Here is a 20,099-nt window from a genome sequence, read left to right on the forward strand (position 1 = left end):
TCCCCGCGACGACTTGCTTGCCACCGGTGCACTCTGAACAGCTTTGCTGCGCTTACGTCCGCCGACCTTGCGCGCGTGCTGAATCCAGTATTCCAACTGGTCCCGCAACGCTGCCGCATTATCTTCCGACAGATCGATCTCGTAGGTCACGCCGTCGAGTCCGAACTCCACCGACTCGTCTGCCGTCGATTCCTGGTCGACATCGTCGATAAGTGTGACGGTGACCTTCTTTGCCATGTGCTGGAAACCCTCTCGATGAAGAAATGCGCTCTCCCCCCACGGGACGAGACCACAATACCCCGCAATTAACGCATGTCTATACCAAGAGGTTTCCGGCCTTTTCAGCGAGTGGTCGGGCGAACAATGGGGAAGAGGATAGTTTCTCTGATTCCCAGTCCGGTCAGCGCCATCAACAACCGGTCGATTCCCATCCCCGTTCCCGTAGTGGGCGGCATTCCCTGTTCCATGGCGGCGAGGAAATCTTCGTCGAGAACCATCGCCTCATCATCACCTTCGGCAGCGAGACGCGCCTGATCCATGAAACGCTCGCGCTGGATCACCGGATCGACGAGTTCGGAATAGCCAGTGGCAAGCTCGAACCCGCGCACATAGAGATCCCACTTCTCCGTGACTCCGCGCACAGTGCGGTGATCGCGAGTGAGCGGCGACGTCTCGACCGGGAAATCACGGACGAAAGTCGGCTCGTTCAATTGGTCGCCGCACATGTGCTCCCACAGCTCCTCGACAAGCTTGCCGTGGCCCCATCCCTTACCCTCGGGAATTTCGAGCCCCACCTTGCCGGCCAGCGCGGTCAATTCCTCGATCGTGGTGTCGGGTGTGACTTCGGTTCCGATCGCCAGCGACAATGACGGATACATTTCGAGAACTTTCCATTCCCCGCCGAAGTCGTATTCGGTACCGTCCGCCAGGGTGACGACGTGGCTGCCGAACACGGCGAGCGCGATCTCCTGGATCATCTCGCGAATCATCTTCGCAGAATCGTCGTACGTGCCGTAGGCCTCGTAGGTCTCGAGCATTGCGAATTCCGGCGAGTGGGTGGAATCGGCGCCCTCGTTGCGGAAATTTCGGTTGACTTCGAAGACCTTGTCGATTCCGCCGACAACACAACGCTTGAGGAACAGTTCGGGCGCGATGCGCAGATACAGGTCCAGGTCGAGCGCATTCGAGTGCGTCACGAACGGGCGTGCGGCCGCACCACCGTGCAGCGTCTGCAGCATCGGCGTCTCGACTTCGAGGAATCCTCGGCGTTCGAGCGCATTACGCAGCTCACGCACGACCTCGGCGCGCATACGTGCGTTCTTGCGTGCCTCCGGGCGGACGATCAGGTCGACGTAGCGCTGCCGGACCCGGGATTCCTCGTTCATCTCCTTGTGCGCGACAGGGAGCGGGCGCAGCGCCTTCGAGGCCATCGTCCAGGAGTCGGCCATGACGCTGAGCTCACCGCGCCGTGAACTGATCACCTCACCGTGGACGAACACGAAATCGCCCAGATCGACGAGCCCCTTCCATTCGGCGAGGGATTCCTCCCCGACCGCGGCGAGGCTGACCATGACCTGCAGCTGGGTTCCGTCGCCTTCCTGCAGCGTGGCGAAGCACAGCTTGCCGGTGTTGCGCATGAAGATCACACGACCGACCACACCGACCTGCGTGCCGGTCGCAGTATCCGGCTCGAGGTCCGGGTACTCGGCACGGATCTCCGCGAGCGTGTGCGTGCGCGGCACGACGACGGGGTACGCATCTTTGCCTTCGGCGAGGAGTCGTTCGCGCTTTTCGCGGCGGACCCGGATCTGCTCGGGGGTATCGTCGGGCTGCTGAACGCTGGCATCACTCACGGGTAACCAGACTATCCGAGAGCGCCACATCACAACGTCTCAGCCGTACAGTTCCTTCTGTACCGCGTCTTCTGCACCCTCAGTGTGCAGTGACGCGTGCACCCTCAGTGTGCAGTGACGCGCTCCACGTCAGCGACGATGTGTTCGGCCTGCGTGACGGCGTGAACCATGTTCGCCGACCTGATCGCGTCGTAACCGCCCACCATGTGCGTGACACGACGCAGCCCTTGCAGTTGCAGGCCCGTGACGAGGCGGTGCGAATCGGTACCCTCGGCGGACACCAGGATCCATTCGACATCCGGGTCGACGGCGACGGCCAGGCGACCGGGATGCGAAGGATCGAGGCGTTCTGCGACCAGCTCCGCTGAGATCGCGAGTGCACCCGGCAGGGTGCCCTGAACCTCGCGCTGAGCGTTGGTGCGGACATCGACGATCACCGCACCTCGAGCAACAGCAGCAGCCAGCTCGGTGGGGTAGGTGCGCTCTACGGCAAGCGGAAGAAGCGCCACCGGAGCGGAGACAGATGCAGAAACGGACGAAACAAGCGCAGCGCGCATGAGAGAACTCCCAGGAATGTGTTATCGGTCGAGGCGGACGTCAGCCTCGACAACACTCCTGGGCACTCTTGCGGCGGATCACGGGAAGCATTCTTACACAGAATCCCGCCGCGGGGAAGCCTCCACGACTCCCCGCCGCGCGACACGGCGTTCCTGATTCCGCTCGTAGACCAACCTCAACCCTTCGAGGGTCAGATCGGGTTCGTGGTGCTCGAGCAGGCGCGACTCTTCCATGATCAACGGCGCGCTGTCGCCGGTGCCGATCACCACGACGTCGTCACCACCGAATCCGGGAACCTCCGCACACACACGGCCCACGAGTCCGTCGACCATGCCTGCGAAGCCGAAAACCGCTCCGGATTGCATGCATTCGACAGTGTTCTTGCCGAGCACGGCGCGCGGCCGCACGAGTTCTACCATGCGCAATGCCGCCGATTGGGACGCCAGCGCGTCCATCGAGATCTCCACGCCCGGGGCAATACATCCACCGAGGAACTCACCCTTGGCGGACACCACATCCACACAGGTCGATGTACCGAAGTCCACGACGATACAGGGGCCACCGTAGAAATGATGGGCGGCGAGGCTGTTGACGATCCGGTCGGCGCCGACCTCCTTCGGATTGTCGACGAGCAGCGGAACGCCTGTACGCACACCGGGTTCGACCACCACATGGGGAACCCGATCCCAATACCGGGCGAGCATCACCCTCAACTCACGCAACACCGACGGGACCGTCGACAGCGCTGCGACGCCGGTGATCTGCTCCACGTGATCGCCCAGCAATCCTCGGAATGCGAATGCGAGTTCGTCCGCGGTCATCCGCGAATCTGTACGAATACGCCAATCTCGCAGCAGTTTTGCGTGCGAACCGCTGCCGGTGAACAGGCCCAGAACTATGTTGGAGTTCCGGACATCGACAGCCAGGAGCACCGCTACACCATCGATGCGGCGTTGAGGGTCGACAGCATCCGAGGGGTGATCAGACCCGATCCCTCGGGGGCGTGCGCCGGGTCGCTGCCGAGTTCCACCTGACGGTTCTCCGCATCGACGAACACGACATGCGGAGCGTAGTCCTTGCATTCCTGCTCGTTCATCACGCCGTAGGCAATGAGGATCACCAGATCGCCGGGATTGACGAGATGCGCTGCAGCGCCGTTGATCCCGATGACGCCCGAGCCCCGCTCGCCGGCGATGACGTACGTTTCGAGGCGGTTGCCGTTGTCGATGTCGACGATGCACACCTGCTCACCTTCGAACAGATCCGCCGCGTCCATCAGGTCCTGGTCGACCGTCACCGAACCGACGTAATGCAGGTCGGCGTGGGTCACCGTTGCGCGGTGGATCTTCGACTTCATCATGGTGCGGAACATGTCGGTCCTCAGTTTCTTTCGTCTCGTCGTGAACTCACGTCAGTGAGCAAGCAGGTCGTCTTCGACATCTGGGTCGACAGGGCCGGCAGCCCGTTCCAGGAAGCCGGTTCCGACTGCGACACCGACGTTGTCGATCAAACGGGTGGACCCCAGTCGTGCGGCCACCAGCAACCGGCCGTCTCCGCGCTCGGGTGCGTCGCCGAGGTCGGCTCCGCGCAACTCCAGGTAGTCGACCTCGATCGCAGGCGCGGAGGCCAGCACATCGCCTGCCGCAGACAGGATCGCGTCCGCCCCGCCGGAGGCGGCATGCGCGCCTGCGACGAGCGCCGCGGACAGGACCATGGCAACCTCGCGTTGTTCGGCGTCCAAGTAGCGGTTACGCGACGACAACGCCAGACCGTCGGATTCACGGACGGTGGGCACGCCGACGATCCGAACGTCGAAGTTCAGATCCGTCACCATCTGGCGGATCAACGTGAGCTGCTGGTAGTCCTTCTCGCCGAAGTACGCGCTGTTCGGTCCGACGACCTGCAGCAACTTCGCGACAACCGTGAGCATGCCTGCGAAATGGGTGGGGCGGGATGCGCCCTCGAGTTCGGCACCGAGCGGCCCCGGGTGGATCATGGTGCGGCGTCCGGCCGGGTACATCGAGGCGGCGGACGGGACGAATGCAAGCTCCACGCCGGATTCGCGCAGCAACTCGAGATCCGCGTCGACGGTGCGCGGGTACGCATCGAGGTCCTCGTTCGCACCGAACTGCAGTGGGTTGACGAAGATCGACACGACCACGACTGCACCGGTCAGCTTCGCCTGACGCACGAGCTCGAGGTGCCCGGTGTGGAGAGCTCCCATCGTCGGCACCAGGGCAACGGTGCGACCGACACCGCGCAGCGCCTTGGTGACCTTGGTCAAGGCAGCCGGGTCGTGGTGCACGGTCAGTTCCCCACGCACGTATCCGCGCTGTGTCGTTTCACTCACCGTGATCAGCCCCTTCGAGGATTTCCATCAATTCCGGTTTCGAACCGGTGCGCTGCGCCGACCGCAGCGACAGTGCGCGGTATCCGGCGGCGATCCGTGGATCGACCTCCTCGAGCACACGCAGATGTGTGGCCACCGCATCGGAATCACCACGCGCCACCGGGCCCGTCAGGGCCGACGGGCCACGCCGAAGCACGTTGTCGAGGGCTGCGGTGAGCAGCGGCGCGATCACGCGTTCGGCGACGCCACCGGGATCCGCGTCGACGAGTTGCTGGCCGAGGAGTTCCTCCCCCGCCAGCGCGACCCGGAGAGCTTCGACGGCGTCGGATACGAGCGTGACGAGGTGATTGCTGCCGTGGGCGAGCGCTGCGTGGTAGAGCGGTCGCATCGATTCGGAGACTCGGACCGGCTCACCACCGATCTCGATGACCAGTGCCTGCGCGATCGCGTAGCCGATCTCGTCGGCGGCCGTGATCCCGAAACACGCCGACGACAGGCGTGCAGTGTCCTCGTCGTGACCGGTGAAGGTCATCGCGGGATGAATCGCGAGCGGTGTTGCGCCGACTGCGGAGAGCGGCGCGAGTATCTCGATGCCGTGCGCGCCGGAACAGTGCACGACCAAGGTTCCACGGCGGACGACTCCGGTGGCGGCGAGACCTGCGGCCAGGCCGGCAAGCTCCGAATCGGGTACTGCGAGCAGGAGCAGGTCGCGATTGCTCGCGACCTCGTCGACCGGCAGGATCTGCGAATCCGGCAGGCGCGTCCGGGCACGATGCCTGGACGCTTCCGACACAGCCGAACAGGCGACTACGACGTGGCCTGCACGTTCGAGCGCCGCTCCGAGTGCGGTTCCGACACGTCCTGCAGAGATGATGCCCACTGACAACCGGGCAGGTGCAGGCGCGTTTGTGATCCCGAAGGAAGTCACGGGGGTCCTCTCGTTCGTTCCAGTCCCGCGCGGCGGGTACCAGACGTTCTGCACGACAATAGCGCGCGGCCTTTGTGACAGGCCATGGAGAACAGGGGTGATCTACACCTCACCACCTCGACCAGCGGGTTCGGGTCTCAGCGCCCCCGACGTCTCAGCGCACCGACGGAGTCTCAGCGCACCCGACGGAGTCTCAGCGATCCGACGACAGATTCGCCAGGATCTCGGCGACCGAACGCCCTTGCGCGTGGCCACCGGACGACTCTGCATCGAGGCGACGGCGGGCGCGGCGACCTGCGGGTACGCCCGGGGTGTCCGACTCCCCCTCCGCGGTGTCTCGTCCCTCTGCTGCCTCGGCGTCGGTATTCGACGTCTCGGCGCCGAGAGTCACGATTTCCGTCTCCGCGGTCAAAGGCTCGTCGTCGGGCGATGCGAACGCCGGACCCGAGGGGCTGGGCGCGTTCACTCGGGGCGCACCGTCGAGTTCGCGGACAGAGGCGCCCTTCAGCGCGGGAGCATCGTCGGGGAGCTTCCCGTCGAACAACGCTTCGAGGCTGCGGCGTAGAGCCGCAAGTTCGGTCCGCAGCGCGGTCATCTCGTCGGCGTCGATCCTGAGCTCGGATCGGACCTTCTCCTCCACGCCCAGTTCGTACTCGCGACGCGCGGAGATCTCTCGTTCGAGCTGCAGCTCGTACACGGTCTTGAGGTCTTCCGCCTTGGCCTTGTCGAGTGCCGACTCACGGCGATATTTCGTCATCGCGATGGCCCCGACGACCGCGCACCACAAAGCGACGACCACGGCGATCCGGAGCATCTGGACGCTGTCGCTGAACACGAGCAGTAACGAGGCCGCCATGGCCAATGCAAGCAGCCCGGCGACGACGACCGAGCCGGAACTGCGCCACTGCCGCCGATCCTTGCTCTCACGCCCCCGAAACACCATGGCTACCAGCGTACTGGTCGATGGTCTACCAGGGCAGATCTCGCAGCGATACGTCGACTCAGGTGCGTCGACGATCAGCGGCTGTGACCGAACACGCAGTCAGGTGGCAGGCTCGGACGGCTCATCCGGATCCTCCGGTGTCCGGCAACAGTGCTCGAGCCACAACGCGGCAGCGACGAGCACCACACCTGCAACCGCGCCGACGATCACGCCCGTGGTGTCCTCCGACGCCGCCCGCACGATGCCCCGCTGCGGCAGGAGATACAGCAGAAAGCCCACCCACACGCCGGTACTCGCTGCGCCGACGAGCGCAGACGCCTTCGCGAGCGCCACCGACCGCGCCGCGGTGATCGGATGCAACTGGCGTGGACCGTCGCCGAGCTGATGGTTGTTCACACGTGAACGGATCATGAATGCGAGCACCGCTTCGAGCGCAGCCACGAGGTACAACGAGGCACCGGCATAGCCGGGAATCGGCGGCAGCGAACCGTACATGGTGCGTATGAGCAACCAGGCGATGACCGCGGCGAGCAGTGCAAGAGCCAGCAGGTCGCGGATCCGGGTCGCCTTCATCACGGGCGATCCCGGGGGTGGGACCCAGCGTCCGGCGCGTGATCGACGAGGACGAGTTCTGTGCGGTGCACGCCGTCTCGTTCGGTCTCGTCGAGGCCCGCGAGCCAGTCCGCGACCGGTCGGTTGTGCCCGTTCGCCGTCAGGTCCGCTTCCGGTTCGACGTCGAGCCAGGGCACCAGGACGAACGCACGCTCGTGTGCACGGGGGTGTGGAAGAAGCAACTCCGGATCGTCGCTGCGCACCTCACCGGAACCGGTCCGGCAGACGACGACGTCGACATCGAGGCTGCGGGGACCCCAATGCTGCACCCGCACGCGCGCAGCAGCCGCTTCGAGGTCACGGCCCAGCGCAAGCCAGTCGTACTCACCGAAATTCTCGTCCTCGGCCACCACGACCGCGTTGAGGAAATCCTGTTGCTCGACACCACCCCACGGCGCCGTGGAATACACACGCGACACTGCTCGTACGCGCGGCCCGAGCTCGTCGACGACGGATTGCAGGTGCGCGAGCCGGTCTCCGAGGTTGGAGCCGATCGACAGAACCGCACAACTCATTCGGCGCTCCGGGTCCGGTCCACCACCACAGCCACGTCGGCGAACGTCAAGGGAATCGGCGCCGACGGCTTGTGCACGGTCACCTCCACCCGCGACACCCGGCCATCGGCCAGGACGCTTTCGGCGATCCGGCCGGCCACGGTCTCGATGAGGTCGTGCGCGGGACCGGCAACGATTGCTGCGGCGCGCTCTGCCAACCCCCCGTAATCGAGGGTGTCGACGAGATCGTCGCTGGTTCCCGCCTGAGCCAGATCGAGCCAGGCGACGATATCGATCAGGAAATCCTGTCCGTCACGCTTCTCGAAGTCGAACACACCGTGATTTCCGCGGACCTTCAGTCCGCGCAGCTCGATGCGATCACCCATCGTGCACACCTTCCGCACTGCCCAGTTGCCATGCCCGGACGACGGCGAGCGCATCGCGACTCGCCTGAACATCGTGTACTCGCACACCCCACGCACCGTGTGCCGCTGCGAGGGCCGAGACCACTGCAGTAGCGACCTCCCGCCCGTCGGGCGCGCGTGTGGTCCCGTCGGGTGCCGCAAGCAGCGACCCGAGAAATCGTTTACGCGACGCACCGATCAGCACGGGAAATCCGAGTTCGTTGAGTTCGGGTAACCGCTGCAGGAGTTCCCAATTGTGGTTGGGGCCCTTCACGAATCCCAGACCGGGATCGAGGATGAGGTTCTCGCGGGCGACTCCCGCCGCGAGGGCGACATCGACCTGGGTGAGAAGTTCGTCGCGCACCTCGCGCACCACATCGTCGTAGTGGGTGCTTCCCCCTGCGTGCACGAAGTCGCCGGCGGGTCGCCAATGCATCAGGATCCACGGCACCTGCGCCGACGCCACCACCGACGCCATGTTCGGATCCGCCCGGCCACCCGAGACGTCGTTGACGATCGTCACCCCGGCCTCGATGGCAGCCTCGGCGACCGACGCGCGCATGGTGTCGACGCTGGTGGCGATTCCAGCCGCCGAGAGAGCCTCGATGACCGGCGCGACGCGCGACGCCTCGATCGCGGGGTCGACCCGCGCCGCACCCGGACGAGTCGATTCGCCGCCGACGTCGACGATGTCGACTCCGAGTTCACGAAGCTCGAGTCCGCGCGCGATGGCGGTGTCACGATCGAGGTAGCGCCCTCCGTCGGAGAAGGAATCGCTGGTGACGTTGAGTACACCCATCACGATGGGCCACTGTGCGTCCCGCACGATGGGCCACTGCGTGTCCTGAAGGAAGCTCACCGGCGCAGGATGAGATCCAGGGCTTCTGCGCGAGACGCCGAACTCGTCTGGAACAACCCGCGGACCGCGGACGTCGTGGTGCTCGCTCCGGGCTTCCGGATGCCCCGCATCGCCATGCACAAGTGCTCGGCCTCGACCACGACGATGGCGCCGCGCGGCTCGAGCTTACGCACGAGTGCGTCTGCGATCTGGCTCGTCAGGCGCTCCTGCACCTGCGGCCGCTTCGCGTAGAGGTCGACGAGTCGTGCGAGCTTGGACAGACCCGTCACGCGTCCGGTGGACCCGGGGATGTAACCGACGTGCGCGACACCGTGGAACGAGACCAGGTGGTGTTCACACGTCGAGTACATGGGAATATCGCGCACCAGGACGAGTTCCTGGTGGCCTTCGTCGAAGGTGGTGTTGAGCACCTCGTCGGGAACGGTGAACAATCCGCTGAACACCTCGCGGTAGGCCCGCGCGACACGTGCTGGGGTGTCGCGCAACCCTTCACGCTCGGGATCCTCGCCGACCGCGATGAGCAGTTCCCGCACGGCCGCTTCGGCCCGATCCTGATCGAAGGGACGGCCCGACGACAAGCTCAACGACTCCGCGCCGTCATGGTTGCCCGAGGCAGAACTCGCCTCCGTATTGAGGTGATTCACCGACACCCGACGTCCTCCACTTTCTGATGTGATCTGGGAACTACGCTGCAACCGACTATCTCAACGATGACCGGTCGGGCCGTCCCACGGTTGAGTGGGGGGAGGCTCGGGCTGGTTCCGACCTTCGTCGTCACCGCGCTGGACGCCCGGGTCACCGCGCTGAGCGCCTGGGTCACCCCCTGCACCGTTGACGCCGTCGGCACTGCCCTGTTGCGTCCAGTCGGGGTATCCCCGCTGGTAGATGCCGCCGGACTGGTCCTGCGACTGCTCGGGCTGCTCCTGCGGCGGCCACCCGGGCGCGGACCAGCCCGCGGGGGCACCGTAGTCGGGACGGGTCGCGTGGCGCGGTCCGCCCGGGTTCTGGCCGGCAGGCGGGAAGCCCGGCATGGGCTCCGACACGGGTACCGGCTGCGGAGCCTGGTAGCCGTTGCCCGGACCGGATGGCTGGTGCTGCTGAGGGGCCGGCCCGGCCGGCCGCGGCGTCTGGCCTGCGGGCGGCTGCGGGAACATCTGCTGGGTCGGAGCCGACCCCGCGGGCTGCGATGCCTGACCGGCAGGCTGCTGAGGCGGGTACGCCTGCTGCTGAGGCGGGAGTTGCTGCTGATGGGGCGGCTCAGGCTTGGTCAGCGACGGCGGCTCCGGCGGCCACGGCTCGCCGCGTTCCTTGGCGAGTTCGCCGGGAGTCTTGATCGGCGGCTTGTCCGACGGAACGCGATCACCGAAATCGTTGAACGCGGTGATCCGGGGGCGTTTGTCGACCGACGCGAGGATCCGCTCGAGGTCCTTGCGGGTGAGGGTCTCGTGCTCGAGCAGTTCACCGGCGAGCAAATCGAGCGCATCGCGATACTGGTTGAGAATCGACCATGCTTCGGTGTGCGCAGCCTCGATCAGATTGCGCACCTCCTCGTCGATCTCTCGCGCAACCTCGTGCGAGTAATCGGACTGCACACCCATGGACCGGCCCAGGAACGGATCGCCCTGTTCCTGGCCGTACCGGACAGCGCCCAGCTTCGGGCTCATGCCGTATTCGGTGACCATCGCGCGCGCGATCTTGGTCGCCTGATCGATGTCGGACGAGGCGCCGGTGGTGGGCTCGCGGAACACCAGTTCTTCCGCGGCGCGGCCACCCATGGCCATGACGAGCCGGGCGATCATCTCGGAGCGGGTCATCAAACCCTTGTCGTCCTCGGGCACCGTCATCGCGTGTCCGCCGGTACGGCCGCGCGCGAGGATCGTGACCTTGTAGACGGGTTCGATGTCGGGCATCGCCCACGCGGCGAGGGTGTGTCCGCCCTCGTGATAGGCGGTGATCTTCTTCTCGTGCTCGCTGATGATCCGGCTCTTACGGCGCGGACCACCGATGACGCGGTCTACGGATTCCTCGAGGATCGCCTCGGTGATCACGCTGCCGTTCTCGCGGGCAGTCAGCAGCGCGGCCTCGTTGACGACGTTCGCGAGATCCGCGCCGGACATGCCGACGGTGCGCTTCGCCAGGCCTTCGAGGTCGGCGTGCTGATCGATCGGCTTGCCCTTGGAGTGCACCTGGAGGATCGCACGGCGACCGGCCAGATCCGGGTTGCTGACGGGAATCTGCCGATCGAAGCGTCCGGGCCGCAACAGGGCGGGGTCGAGGATGTCGGGACGGTTCGTGGCCGCAATGAGGATGATGCCCTGGCGGTCGCCGAAGCCGTCCATCTCCACCAGCAACTGGTTGAGCGTCTGTTCGCGCTCGTCGTGTCCGCCGCCGAGTCCCGCGCCGCGCTGGCGACCGACCGCGTCGATCTCGTCGACGAAGATGATGCACGGCGCGTTCTGCTTGGCCTGCTCGAACAGGTCGCGAACACGGGAGGCGCCGACACCGACGAACATCTCGACGAAATCGGAACCGGAGATGGTGAAGAACGGGACGCCGGCCTCACCCGCGACAGCGCGAGCGAGCAGGGTCTTACCGGTGCCGGGCGGCCCGAACAGCAGCACGCCCTTGGGGATCTTCGCGCCCAGCGCCTGGTAGCGGGCGGGGTTCTGCAGGAAGTCCTTGATCTCGTACAGCTCTTCGACGGCTTCGTTCGCACCTGCGACGTCGGCGAAGGTCGTCTTCGGCATGTCCTTCGACAGCTGCTTGGCCTTCGACTTGCCGAAGCCCATCATGCCGCCGCGGCCGCCGCCCTGCATCTTGCTCATCACGAAGATGAAGACACCCAGAAGGATGATCATCGGCAACACGAACAGAAGGATCGACGTCAGCCAGCTATCCTGAGTGACCTGCGTGTCGAACGACTCGGCATCCGACGCCGCGACCTTGTCGAAGACCTGCTCGGACGCCGATTCCGGGTACTTGGCGAGGATCTCGACCGAGCCCTCGGTCGCGTCGCTACCGCTTTCGAGCCACAACCGAACCTGCTGCTCACGGTCGTCGATCTGTGCTTGTTTGACGTTACCCGCGTCGAGTTGCGCGATCGCGACGGAAGTATCGACCTTCGTGAAGCCGCGCGTGTCGTCGCCGAAGTAACTGAAGGCATAGATGACCAACAGGATGCCGAGGACTATCCCCAGATTACGAAACACTGTCTTGCGGTTCATACAGGTTCGGCCGGGTCGGCCGGTCCTTTCGATAGTGATGTCAGCAAGGTGGTCGTCGTGACTCTGCCGTACCCGTGACCAATCGGGCACCGCAAGGTTACCGCGTGGCGTTGCCATGACGCCCCTGCGTGGTGGCCTGGTATGACAACGCGCGGAAACACTCCGGGGTTCCCGCACCATCCGGCAGCGCATTGTGCCGTATCCGACGCGTCGGCATGTGGGAAAATCGGGCATGGCCACGCGGGATCCGGACCCCACCCGGACGGCAGGCACCCGACCGGTCGACCTCACCGTCACGACACCGACGCGCCCCGACATGCTGGACTCCGGCGACCCGATCACTCTCGACGATGTGGAGGCCGGGCAACGCATCGACGACTTCGACCTGCTCACGGCTCTGGGGACCGGCGCGTTCGGCCGCGTGTTCCTCGCACGCCAGCAGTCGATGCAGCGTCTCGTCGCGGTGAAGGTCTCCCGAAACAGCGGAAACGAAGCACAGACTCTCGCTCAGCTCGATCACGACTACATCGTGCGAGTCTTCGACCAGCGGATCCTGCCCGAACACGGCCTGCGACTGCTCTACATGCAGTACATGCCGGGCGGAACACTGCTCCGTGTGTTGTACAAGGTGCGGGCGACACCGCCGGAGCAACGCTCCGGTCGGCTGCTGCTCGACTCCGTCGACGAAGCCCTCCAGGACAAGGGCGAGATCAGACCATCCGAATCCGCCGTCCGGGAGCGTCTCGCGGGCCTGACGTGGCCGGAGACCGTAGCGTGGCTGGGCAGGCGTCTCGCCGAGGCTCTTCACTACGCCGAGAGCCGCGGCGTGCTGCACCGCGATATCAAACCGGCGAACGTACTGCTCACGGCCGAAGGTGTGCCCAAGCTGGCCGATTTCAACATCAGCTTCGCCGAGTCGGTGGACGACAGCTCACCTCTCGCCTATCTCGGGGGCTCGCTCGCATACATGTCGCCCGAGCAACTCGAGGCGTGCCATCCCCATCTGCCCCGCAGTGCCGCCGACCTCGACACCCGCAGCGACATCTACGCGCTCGGCGTGATGCTGTGGGAGTTGCTCACCGGAAGCAGACCCACCGACGACCGCGGCGCCCACGTCGCGGAGGCACCCACGATGGATGCCCTCGACGCGATGCTCCGCAGACGCGCCGCCCCACCGGACGGCGACGCTCTCGCGCACTTGCCGAACGATTGTCCGCAAACCCTGCGACGTGTGCTCATGCGGTGTCTCGCACCCGAGCCCACCGACCGGTGGGCCTCCGGCGCCGAACTCGCGCAGCAGTTCGACCTGTGTCTCGACGCGCGCGCCCGCGAACTCGTGGACCCACCGCCCGAGAGCTGGCGGGCGCGGCTACGCAGGCCCGTGACCCCGCTGATGATCGCGGCAATCGGCATCCCCAATGTGCTGGGGGCGCTCTACAACTTCCAGCACAATCGGAATCTGATCGTCGACCACCTGACGCCGGAGGCTCAGCTCCAGTTCCAGACCGTCGCGCTGATCATCAACGCCACCGTGTTTCCGCTCGGTGCGCTGGTGATCATCTATCTGGCGCGGCGACTGATCACTGTGCCTCGCGGACTGCGCCGCGGGCGGCAGTACGACGCCGTCGAACTCGCGCGTGCCCGACACGATGCACTACTCATCGCAGATCGCGTCACGGCGGTGGTGATGACACTCTGGGTGCTGTCGGGAATTCTGTTTCCGGTGGTGATGGAGTTCGTGTCGGGGGCCCTCGACGGCAGGGCGATCACCCACTTCGTCGCCTCGATCGTCGTGTGCGGGGCGATCGCCGTGGCATACCCGTTCTTCTTCGTCTCGTTCTACATGGTGCGGTCGATCTACCCCGCGTTCCTGCCGCACGGAGCGACGGACCCCACCGATGCCCGCGAACTCGAAGGGCTGCACCGTCGCAGCATCCGCTATCTCGCCGTCGCAGCGGCCGTGCCCCTCGCCGCGGTCGCGGGGTCGACGTTCCTCACGATCGACGAGGTCCATCAGGTTCAGCTCGCAGTCCGTGTGCTGTCGGTAGGCAGCATCGGCGCGTTCGTCCTCGTGTACTGGCTGTTCCGACTCATGGAGCAGGATCTCGAGGCACTGCAGCGGTCCGTGGCGGTCCGTCCCGACCGCCGGCTTCGGTAGTTTTCTCAGCGCTGGCTGCTGTACACCTTCGGATCGAGGGTGCCGATGTACGGCAGGTCGCGGTACCGCTCGTCGTAGTCCAGGCCGTAACCGACGACGAACTCGTTGGGGATGTCGAAGCCGACATCCGCGACCTCGACATCGATCTTGACGGCGTCGGGCTTACGCAGCAGGGTGACGACCTCGAGTGAGGCGGGGTTGCGGGTCTTGAGGTTTCGGAGCAGCCACGACAGGGTCAGACCCGAATCGATGATGTCCTCGACGATCAGCACGTGACGGCCCGCAATGTCCTTGTCGAGGTCCTTGAGGATGCGCACCACACCGGAGGACGACGTCGACGAACCGTACGAGCTGACGGCCATGAACTCCATCTGCGTCGGGATCGGCAGTGCACGAGCGAAGTCGGTCATGAAGAAGATCGCGCCCTTGAGCACGCCGATGAGGAGCAGATCGCCTTCGGGAGCACCCGGCGGATACCGCTTGGCAACCGACTCTGCCAGTTCTGCGGTGCGCTTCTCGATCTCTTCCTGCGAGATCAGCACCGACGCAATATCGCCTTCGTACACCGGGTCCTACCTACCTTCCGTCAGTCGTCCGCACACCGTTGCTGGTCGACGAACTCCACGCTCAGACTGCCACGCCGTCGTGCCACCACCAACCTGGTACCCCGTTGCGGGCCCCGGCCGACCGCCACCGGTCCTTGCCCATGCCACTCTCCCACCAGGGCATCTACAGCACGCAGGGTTCGATCGGTCGGTGACGAGGCTCCCATTCCGATCAACCACACCCTCACCGCACGACGCCGGACCGCGGGTGGAGCCGACGCGAGCCTGAAGACATCCAGGCTCTGTCCTTGGGGCACGGCGCACGGCGCTTCGGGCACGAGTGCGTCCGAGAGAACGCGCGCTGCGGCGTCGTCGAGGGCGTCGCCGTCTTCCCTCAATTGCGCCGCAGTCCGCGCGAGTGCTGCGGCCACCCCGCCCCCGAGAACGTCCTCGAGCAGTGGCAGGACTTCGTTTCGCAGCCGCACACGGGTAAACCGTGGATCCGAGTTGTGTGGGTCCTCGTACGGGCGGTACCCGAGTTCCTCGCATGCGAGCCGGGTCGTGTCGCGCCGGACGCCGAGGAGAGGACGTCCCCATGGATCGTCGAACGGCGCCATGCCGCGGATCGATCGCAGACCCGAGCCGCGGCCGAGGCCCAGCAGAACCGTCTCGGCCTGATCGTCGAGAGTGTGGCCGAGCAGCACCGGGTCACCGCACCGTGCTTCGTCGAGGGCCCGGTAACGCGCATGACGCGCGGCAGCTTCGAGACCGCCGGGGCCGGTGACATCGACCGCCTGTACCCGCACCGAAGCACATCCGACCGACTCCGCGAACTCGACTGCCCGCGCGGCGACGATGCCGGACCCGACCTGCAGACGATGGTCCACCACCACGGCGTGCACGGCGTCGGCTTCTGCGACGGCGGCGGCGGTCAGAGCTGCCGAGTCCGCGCCACCGGAGAGCCCGACGACGACGGCGGTCGCGTCGTGCTCGGTGAGCCAGGCGCGCACCGCCCGGCGGATCTCGTGGATCGCGGGGGTCTCGGGAAGCAGGGGTGGCGGGGCCGCGGCCACGATCAGCCCAGCACTCGCGCGATCCAGGCTTCCGGCTTGTCGATCTCGGCGAGCGTCGGCAACGCGTCCGGCCCGGACCACACCGCGTTGAACTGCTCCATCCCGACCTTCGCCGTGACAGCGTCGACGAACTTCTTGCCGTGGACGTACTGCGCGATCTTCGCGTCCATCCCGAGCAGTATGCGGATGACGCGGTGAATCGGGTTGCTGCTGCGTCGGCGGCGACTGTCGAATGCGCGCCGGATACGGACCACCGACGGAACCACCGAGGGTCCGACCGCGTCCATGACGTGGTCGGCGTGACCCTCGAGGAGGGTGCCGAGCGCGAGCATGCGATCGAGGCTGTCGCGCTGGGGCTCGGCCTGCAACGCACGCATCAGACCGAGCATGCCGCGCTGCGACATCGACTTACCCTCGGGCTCGCGCAGGTCACGGACCGCCGACACGACACGTCCGGCGATGTCACCGATCGGCTCGTCGACAGCGGCCGACAGTTGACCCGCTGCATCGCGCATGAGATCGGCCATCCAGGGCGCTTCCGCGAACTGCACCCGATGCGTGACCTCGTGCAGGCATACCCACATGCGGAAGTCTGCGGTGGGCACCTTCAGCGCACGTTCGACGGCGACGACATTCGGGGCGACCAACAGCAGTTTCCCTGAGAACGGGTCGTATTGCCCGAGCACGGCCGAGGACAGGTAGGCGAGCATCGCACCGGCCTGCGCCCCGGCGGGTTTCGCGGCCCACGAGCGGTTCTCACCCCCTCCGACCAGCTCGGACATCGAGGCGGCCGCGGCGTGGACCCACCCCGGTCGGTCCACGACGAGCGCAGGAAGTGGTGCGGCACCGTCGCCGAGGCCGGTGAGATCCCGGACCGGGGCCTCTGCCCGGTCGGAGGCCGACGCAAGTTCGGCTGCTGCGGTGTCGTAGGTGTAGCGCGACATCGCCGGCGCCGGACGCGCCAGCCGGGCGCCGACGCCCGCCGCGAACGGCCAGTCGATCGCGTCGCCGAGTGCGCGGTCGGCCCCGCTCATCGGCACCCACATTCTCGGAGGACCGAGGCCACTGCATCCAGTGCGGGCCTGGCCTCGCCGGGGGAACGATCATTGGACAGCAACGCGAAGGAGAGCACGCGACCATCGACGTCGACGACATAACCGGAAAGTCCGCTCACCAGATTCAGTGTGCCCGTCTTTGCTCTAACCCACCCGGCTCCGGCCCGATTCACCTCGCCGTAGCGGTCGGCGAGGGTGCCGGTACCACCGGCGACGGGGAGGTGGTCGAGCATGGGTCGCAGTTCGCGGCTGTCCGGTCCCGCCGCGGCCGCCATCACCGAGTCGAGCAGACCGGCCGGGATCCGGTTGTCGATCGACAGGCCGCTGAGGTCGGCCAGCGTCACACCGGTGGTGTCGAAGCCTGCGCCCTGCAGCGTGCGCAGGACGGCGCCGGTGGCACCGGAGAACGACGCCCCGGCTCCGGCCTCGAGGGCGACCTCGCGGCCGATGGCCTCGGCAAGCACATTGTCGGATCGGCTCACCATTTGCCCGAGCCGGTCGCGCAACGGTGCCGATTGCACCGACGCCATGGGGGTGGCAGCGGGAGCTGCTGATCCGAAGGCGACGGTCGCGGGGTCGGCGCCGAGCGCGCTCGCCAGTGCCCGCCCCGCGTCCAGGGCCGGTGTCGCGCTGCGTGACGATTCGTCTTCGAGGGGATTCGATCGCCCGCCGTCGAGCATCACCGGTTCGAGGGGCGCAATGAACCCGTCGCCGATGTCTTCGGGGAACCATCCGGGTGCGAGGGTGTCGCCGCTGTACACACCGATGTCGACGAGCACGGAGTCGACAGCGGCGCCGGACCTCGAGATCTGATCGGCGAGATCGGCGATGCGCGGAGCCCCGGGATAGAAACCGTCCTGCCCGACGGGCTGCGCGGTCAGTGTCGGGTCACCTCCGGCGACGAGCACGATCTCGCCGGGCCGAGACCCGGATACCACCTTCGTCGTGATCCGGTGGTCGGTCGGCAGAGCGATCAGGGCGGCCGCCGCTGTGAGCAGCTTCGTGGTCGACGCCGGTGTCATCGGGCGTTCGGGCTCGTGCGACCAGAGCACCGTGCCCGTCGCGGTGTCGGTGACCGATCCGGTGAACGCGCCGAGTCCGGGGTTCGCCACGGCCGCATCGAGTGCGGCAGCGAGTCCGGCGGGTGTGGGCTCGGGGGCGGAGTCGGCGACGGCCACGACCTGCGGGGTCGCGATGACGGGCGCCGGAGCCGGGACCACGGCGGCGGCTGCGGTGCTCCGTACGTCGTACACCGCGAATGCGCCACCGACCACGAGCGCGAGGAAACCCGCGATCCAGATACCGAGAAGGATCCGAAAGCTCCTACGCTTGCGGGTCTCGAGCGCACCCTGCTTCTTGCTCTTACCTTGCCCCGCCAACACGCCTCCGCTGTGTCCAACACATTCGGCCCCACACACTCGCGCCCCTGGTGGTCGCGTGGCGGTCCGGTACCTGCACCTACAGAGTAGCGCCGGGGCGGTTATCCTCACTTCGGACCATCGCCGCAGATACGGACGTCGTATCGACTGGCAAACATCGACGAAGTGAGGCAAGGCGTGGAGTTCGAGGTCACGATCGAGATCCCCAAGGGGCAGCGCAACAAGTACGAGGTCGATCATGAGACCGGCCGCGTCAAGCTCGACCGCTATCTCTACACCTCGTTCGGATACCCCGCCGATTACGGCTACATCGAGAACACGCTCGGCGAGGACGGCGATCCGCTCGACTGCCTGGTGCTGCTGCCCGAGTCCGTGTACCCCGGCGTGATCGTCGATGCCCGCCCGGTCGGCATGTTCAAGATGGTCGACGAGGCCGGTGGCGACGACAAGGTCCTGGCCGTTCCGGCCGGAGATCCGCGTTGGGATCACATCCAGGACATCAGCGACGTCCCGCAGTTCGAGCTCGACGCCATCAAGCACTTCTTCGTGCACTACAAGGACCTCGAGCCCGGCAAGCACGTCGAGGCTGCCGATTGGACCGGCCGCGCAGATGCGGAGGCCGAGGTCACCGCATCGATCGCGCGCCTGAAGGACAACGGCGGACACTGAGATCCGAAGCTGAAATCTCCCGGCCGATCATCGAATCGGCCGGGAGATTTTTCGTTCGCTACCCAGCAGTGCCCAGCGGTCGCTAGCGACCCTTGAACTCCGGCGTGCGCTTCTGCATCACGGCGGTGATCGCCTCGGTGAGGTCTTCGGACGGCAGGAACGCCGCGTTCCAGGCTGCGACGTAGCGGAGGCTGTCGTCGACCTGCGCGGAGCGCGTGTGGTCGAGGACGTCCTTGATGCCGTGGACGACGAGCGGCGGGTTGGCTGCGATCTCGGCGGCGGTCGCGTGCGCCGCCGCGAGCACAGCGGGGGCGTCGTCGAAGACGTCGCCGACGAGGCCGATCTTCTCGGCGCGTGCCGCATCGATGTCCTTGCCGGTCAACGCGAGCTCACGCAGGTGGCCGTCGCCGATGATCAGAGGCAGGCGAGCGAGGCTACCGACGTCGGCAACCATCCCGACCTTGACCTCGCGGACGCTGAACCGGGCGTCGGCGCTCGCATAGCGGATGTCGGCCGCCGAGATGAGGTCGACTCCGCCACCGATGCACCAACCCGAGATCGCGGCGACGACAGGCTTGCGGCAATCGGCGACGGCGGTGATCGCACCCTGCATGCGCTTGACCATCGCGTGGAAGTCGGTGCGCGGCTTGGCCTGTGCCTTGTCTGCGAGCACGGATCCCAGATCGCCTGCCATGGCGGGAAGGTCGAGCCCGTAGGAGAAGTTTTTACCGGAGCCGGTGAGGACAACGGCGCGGACCTCGGGGTCGGCGTCGAGTTGCGCGAAGATCTCCGGCAATTCCGACCAGAAGTCCGGTCCCATCGCATTACCTTTACCCGGGCCGATGAGCGTGACCTGGGCTACGTGTTCGGTGCGCTCGACGGTGAACGCCTTCCAGCTGGATGAATCAGTCATTACTCGACAGTAATATCTGGGCGAGGAAAGCGCACCAAGCTTCCGATCACGCCGATCCTTGTGGATCCGGTCACAGCAGTCA

The 20,099-nt window shown here is 66.2% G+C and carries 21 protein-coding genes; 2 read left to right on the forward strand and 19 right to left on the reverse strand.

The window, feature by feature from the left end; all coding sequences use genetic code 11:
- The 14 genes from ACFWB0_RS19650 to ftsH all read right to left on the reverse strand — a co-directional run.
- Window positions 1-237, reverse strand: a 237-nt coding sequence (locus tag ACFWB0_RS19650) for an Lsr2 family protein (protein ID WP_378492137.1), incomplete at its 3' end; no start/stop codon positions are given.
- A 104-nt stretch (window positions 238-341) separates the two neighbouring features.
- A complete protein-coding gene (gene lysS / locus ACFWB0_RS19655) occupies window positions 342-1,883 on the reverse strand; it encodes a lysine--tRNA ligase (protein WP_378492170.1) in 1,542 nt (513 codons plus the stop codon).
- Between the two features lie 74 nt (window positions 1,884-1,957).
- Complete coding sequence (locus ACFWB0_RS19660; protein WP_378492138.1) at window positions 1,958-2,362, reverse strand: rhodanese-like domain-containing protein; 405 nt, start codon at window positions 2,360-2,362, stop codon at window positions 1,958-1,960.
- A 141-nt stretch (window positions 2,363-2,503) separates the two neighbouring features.
- On the reverse strand, window positions 2,504-3,343 hold the full coding sequence (locus ACFWB0_RS19665; RefSeq protein WP_378492139.1) for a type III pantothenate kinase: 840 nt from the start codon (window positions 3,341-3,343) through the stop codon (window positions 2,504-2,506).
- Window positions 3,344-3,345: 2 nt separating this feature from the next.
- Window positions 3,346-3,783, reverse strand: coding sequence for an aspartate 1-decarboxylase (gene panD, locus ACFWB0_RS19670; RefSeq protein ID WP_378492140.1), 438 nt, complete (start codon window positions 3,781-3,783; stop codon window positions 3,346-3,348).
- 39 nt (window positions 3,784-3,822) lie between these two features.
- Complete coding sequence (gene panC / locus ACFWB0_RS19675) at window positions 3,823-4,761, reverse strand: pantoate--beta-alanine ligase (RefSeq protein ID WP_378492141.1); 939 nt, start codon at window positions 4,759-4,761, stop codon at window positions 3,823-3,825.
- Window positions 4,754-5,689 carry a Rossmann-like and DUF2520 domain-containing protein gene (locus ACFWB0_RS19680; protein WP_378492142.1) on the reverse strand — a complete coding sequence of 312 codons (936 nt, stop codon included), beginning with the start codon at window positions 5,687-5,689 and terminating at the stop codon, window positions 4,754-4,756. The genes panC and ACFWB0_RS19680 overlap by 8 nt, the downstream gene beginning before the upstream one ends.
- A 193-nt stretch (window positions 5,690-5,882) precedes the next feature.
- Window positions 5,883-6,632, reverse strand: coding sequence for a DUF6779 domain-containing protein (locus tag ACFWB0_RS19685; protein WP_378492143.1), 750 nt, complete (start codon window positions 6,630-6,632; stop codon window positions 5,883-5,885).
- Window positions 6,633-6,731: 99 nt separating this feature from the next.
- Complete coding sequence (locus ACFWB0_RS19690) at window positions 6,732-7,205, reverse strand: DUF3180 domain-containing protein (RefSeq protein WP_378492171.1); 474 nt, start codon at window positions 7,203-7,205, stop codon at window positions 6,732-6,734.
- The gene (gene folK / locus ACFWB0_RS19695; protein ID WP_378492144.1) at window positions 7,205-7,759 is read right to left on the reverse strand and encodes a 2-amino-4-hydroxy-6-hydroxymethyldihydropteridine diphosphokinase; all 555 of its coding nucleotides are present in this window, start codon (window positions 7,757-7,759) and stop codon (window positions 7,205-7,207) included. The genes ACFWB0_RS19690 and folK overlap by 1 nt, the downstream gene beginning before the upstream one ends.
- Window positions 7,756-8,124, reverse strand: coding sequence for a dihydroneopterin aldolase (gene folB / locus ACFWB0_RS19700; RefSeq protein WP_378492145.1), 369 nt, complete (start codon window positions 8,122-8,124; stop codon window positions 7,756-7,758). The genes folK and folB overlap by 4 nt, the downstream gene beginning before the upstream one ends.
- Window positions 8,117-8,941, reverse strand: coding sequence for a dihydropteroate synthase (folP, locus tag ACFWB0_RS19705; protein ID WP_378492172.1), 825 nt, complete (start codon window positions 8,939-8,941; stop codon window positions 8,117-8,119). Before folP ends, folB begins: the two co-directional genes overlap by 8 nt.
- Before the next feature lie 56 nt (window positions 8,942-8,997).
- On the reverse strand, window positions 8,998-9,651 hold the full coding sequence (gene folE / locus ACFWB0_RS19710; protein ID WP_378492146.1) for a GTP cyclohydrolase I FolE: 654 nt from the start codon (window positions 9,649-9,651) through the stop codon (window positions 8,998-9,000).
- 54 nt (window positions 9,652-9,705) lie between these two features.
- Window positions 9,706-12,225: an ATP-dependent zinc metalloprotease FtsH gene (ftsH, locus tag ACFWB0_RS19715; RefSeq protein ID WP_378492147.1), complete on the reverse strand. Its 2,520-nt coding sequence runs from the start codon at window positions 12,223-12,225 to the stop codon at window positions 9,706-9,708.
- A gap of 232 nt (window positions 12,226-12,457) precedes the next feature.
- Here ftsH and ACFWB0_RS19720 point away from each other — a divergent pair, with 232 nt between their 5' ends.
- Window positions 12,458-14,383, forward strand: a complete 1,926-nt coding sequence (locus ACFWB0_RS19720; RefSeq protein WP_378492148.1) for a protein kinase — start codon at window positions 12,458-12,460, stop codon at window positions 14,381-14,383.
- A gap of 5 nt (window positions 14,384-14,388) precedes the next feature.
- Here the strand turns inward: ACFWB0_RS19720 and hpt are convergent, their stop codons facing one another.
- From hpt to dacB, 4 genes are read right to left on the reverse strand one after another with little or no spacing between them, the layout of a single operon-like run.
- Window positions 14,389-14,949, reverse strand: a complete 561-nt coding sequence (gene hpt / locus ACFWB0_RS19725) for a hypoxanthine phosphoribosyltransferase (protein WP_378492149.1) — start codon at window positions 14,947-14,949, stop codon at window positions 14,389-14,391.
- Window positions 14,950-14,969: 20 nt separating this feature from the next.
- Window positions 14,970-16,028, reverse strand: coding sequence for a tRNA lysidine(34) synthetase TilS (tilS, locus tag ACFWB0_RS19730; RefSeq protein ID WP_378492173.1), 1,059 nt, complete (start codon window positions 16,026-16,028; stop codon window positions 14,970-14,972).
- Window positions 16,004-17,035: a zinc-dependent metalloprotease gene (locus tag ACFWB0_RS19735; RefSeq protein WP_378492150.1), complete on the reverse strand. Its 1,032-nt coding sequence runs from the start codon at window positions 17,033-17,035 to the stop codon at window positions 16,004-16,006. Before ACFWB0_RS19735 ends, tilS begins: the two co-directional genes overlap by 25 nt.
- The gene (gene dacB / locus ACFWB0_RS19740) at window positions 17,032-18,438 is read right to left on the reverse strand and encodes a D-alanyl-D-alanine carboxypeptidase/D-alanyl-D-alanine-endopeptidase (protein ID WP_378492151.1); all 1,407 of its coding nucleotides are present in this window, start codon (window positions 18,436-18,438) and stop codon (window positions 17,032-17,034) included. The genes ACFWB0_RS19735 and dacB overlap by 4 nt, the downstream gene beginning before the upstream one ends.
- 174 nt (window positions 18,439-18,612) lie before the next feature.
- Here dacB and ACFWB0_RS19745 point away from each other — a divergent pair, with 174 nt between their 5' ends.
- Window positions 18,613-19,104, forward strand: coding sequence for an inorganic diphosphatase (locus ACFWB0_RS19745; protein WP_054805650.1), 492 nt, complete (start codon window positions 18,613-18,615; stop codon window positions 19,102-19,104).
- 82 nt (window positions 19,105-19,186) lie between these two features.
- On the opposite strand, the gene ACFWB0_RS19750 is transcribed toward ACFWB0_RS19745, so the two are convergent.
- A complete protein-coding gene (locus ACFWB0_RS19750) occupies window positions 19,187-20,017 on the reverse strand; it encodes a crotonase/enoyl-CoA hydratase family protein (protein ID WP_378492152.1) in 831 nt (276 codons plus the stop codon).
- Between the last annotated feature and the right edge of the window lie 82 nt (window positions 20,018-20,099).

It is taken from the genome of Rhodococcus sp. NPDC060086, assembly GCF_042730275.1.
Classification (GTDB): domain Bacteria; phylum Actinomycetota; class Actinomycetes; order Mycobacteriales; family Mycobacteriaceae; genus Rhodococcus.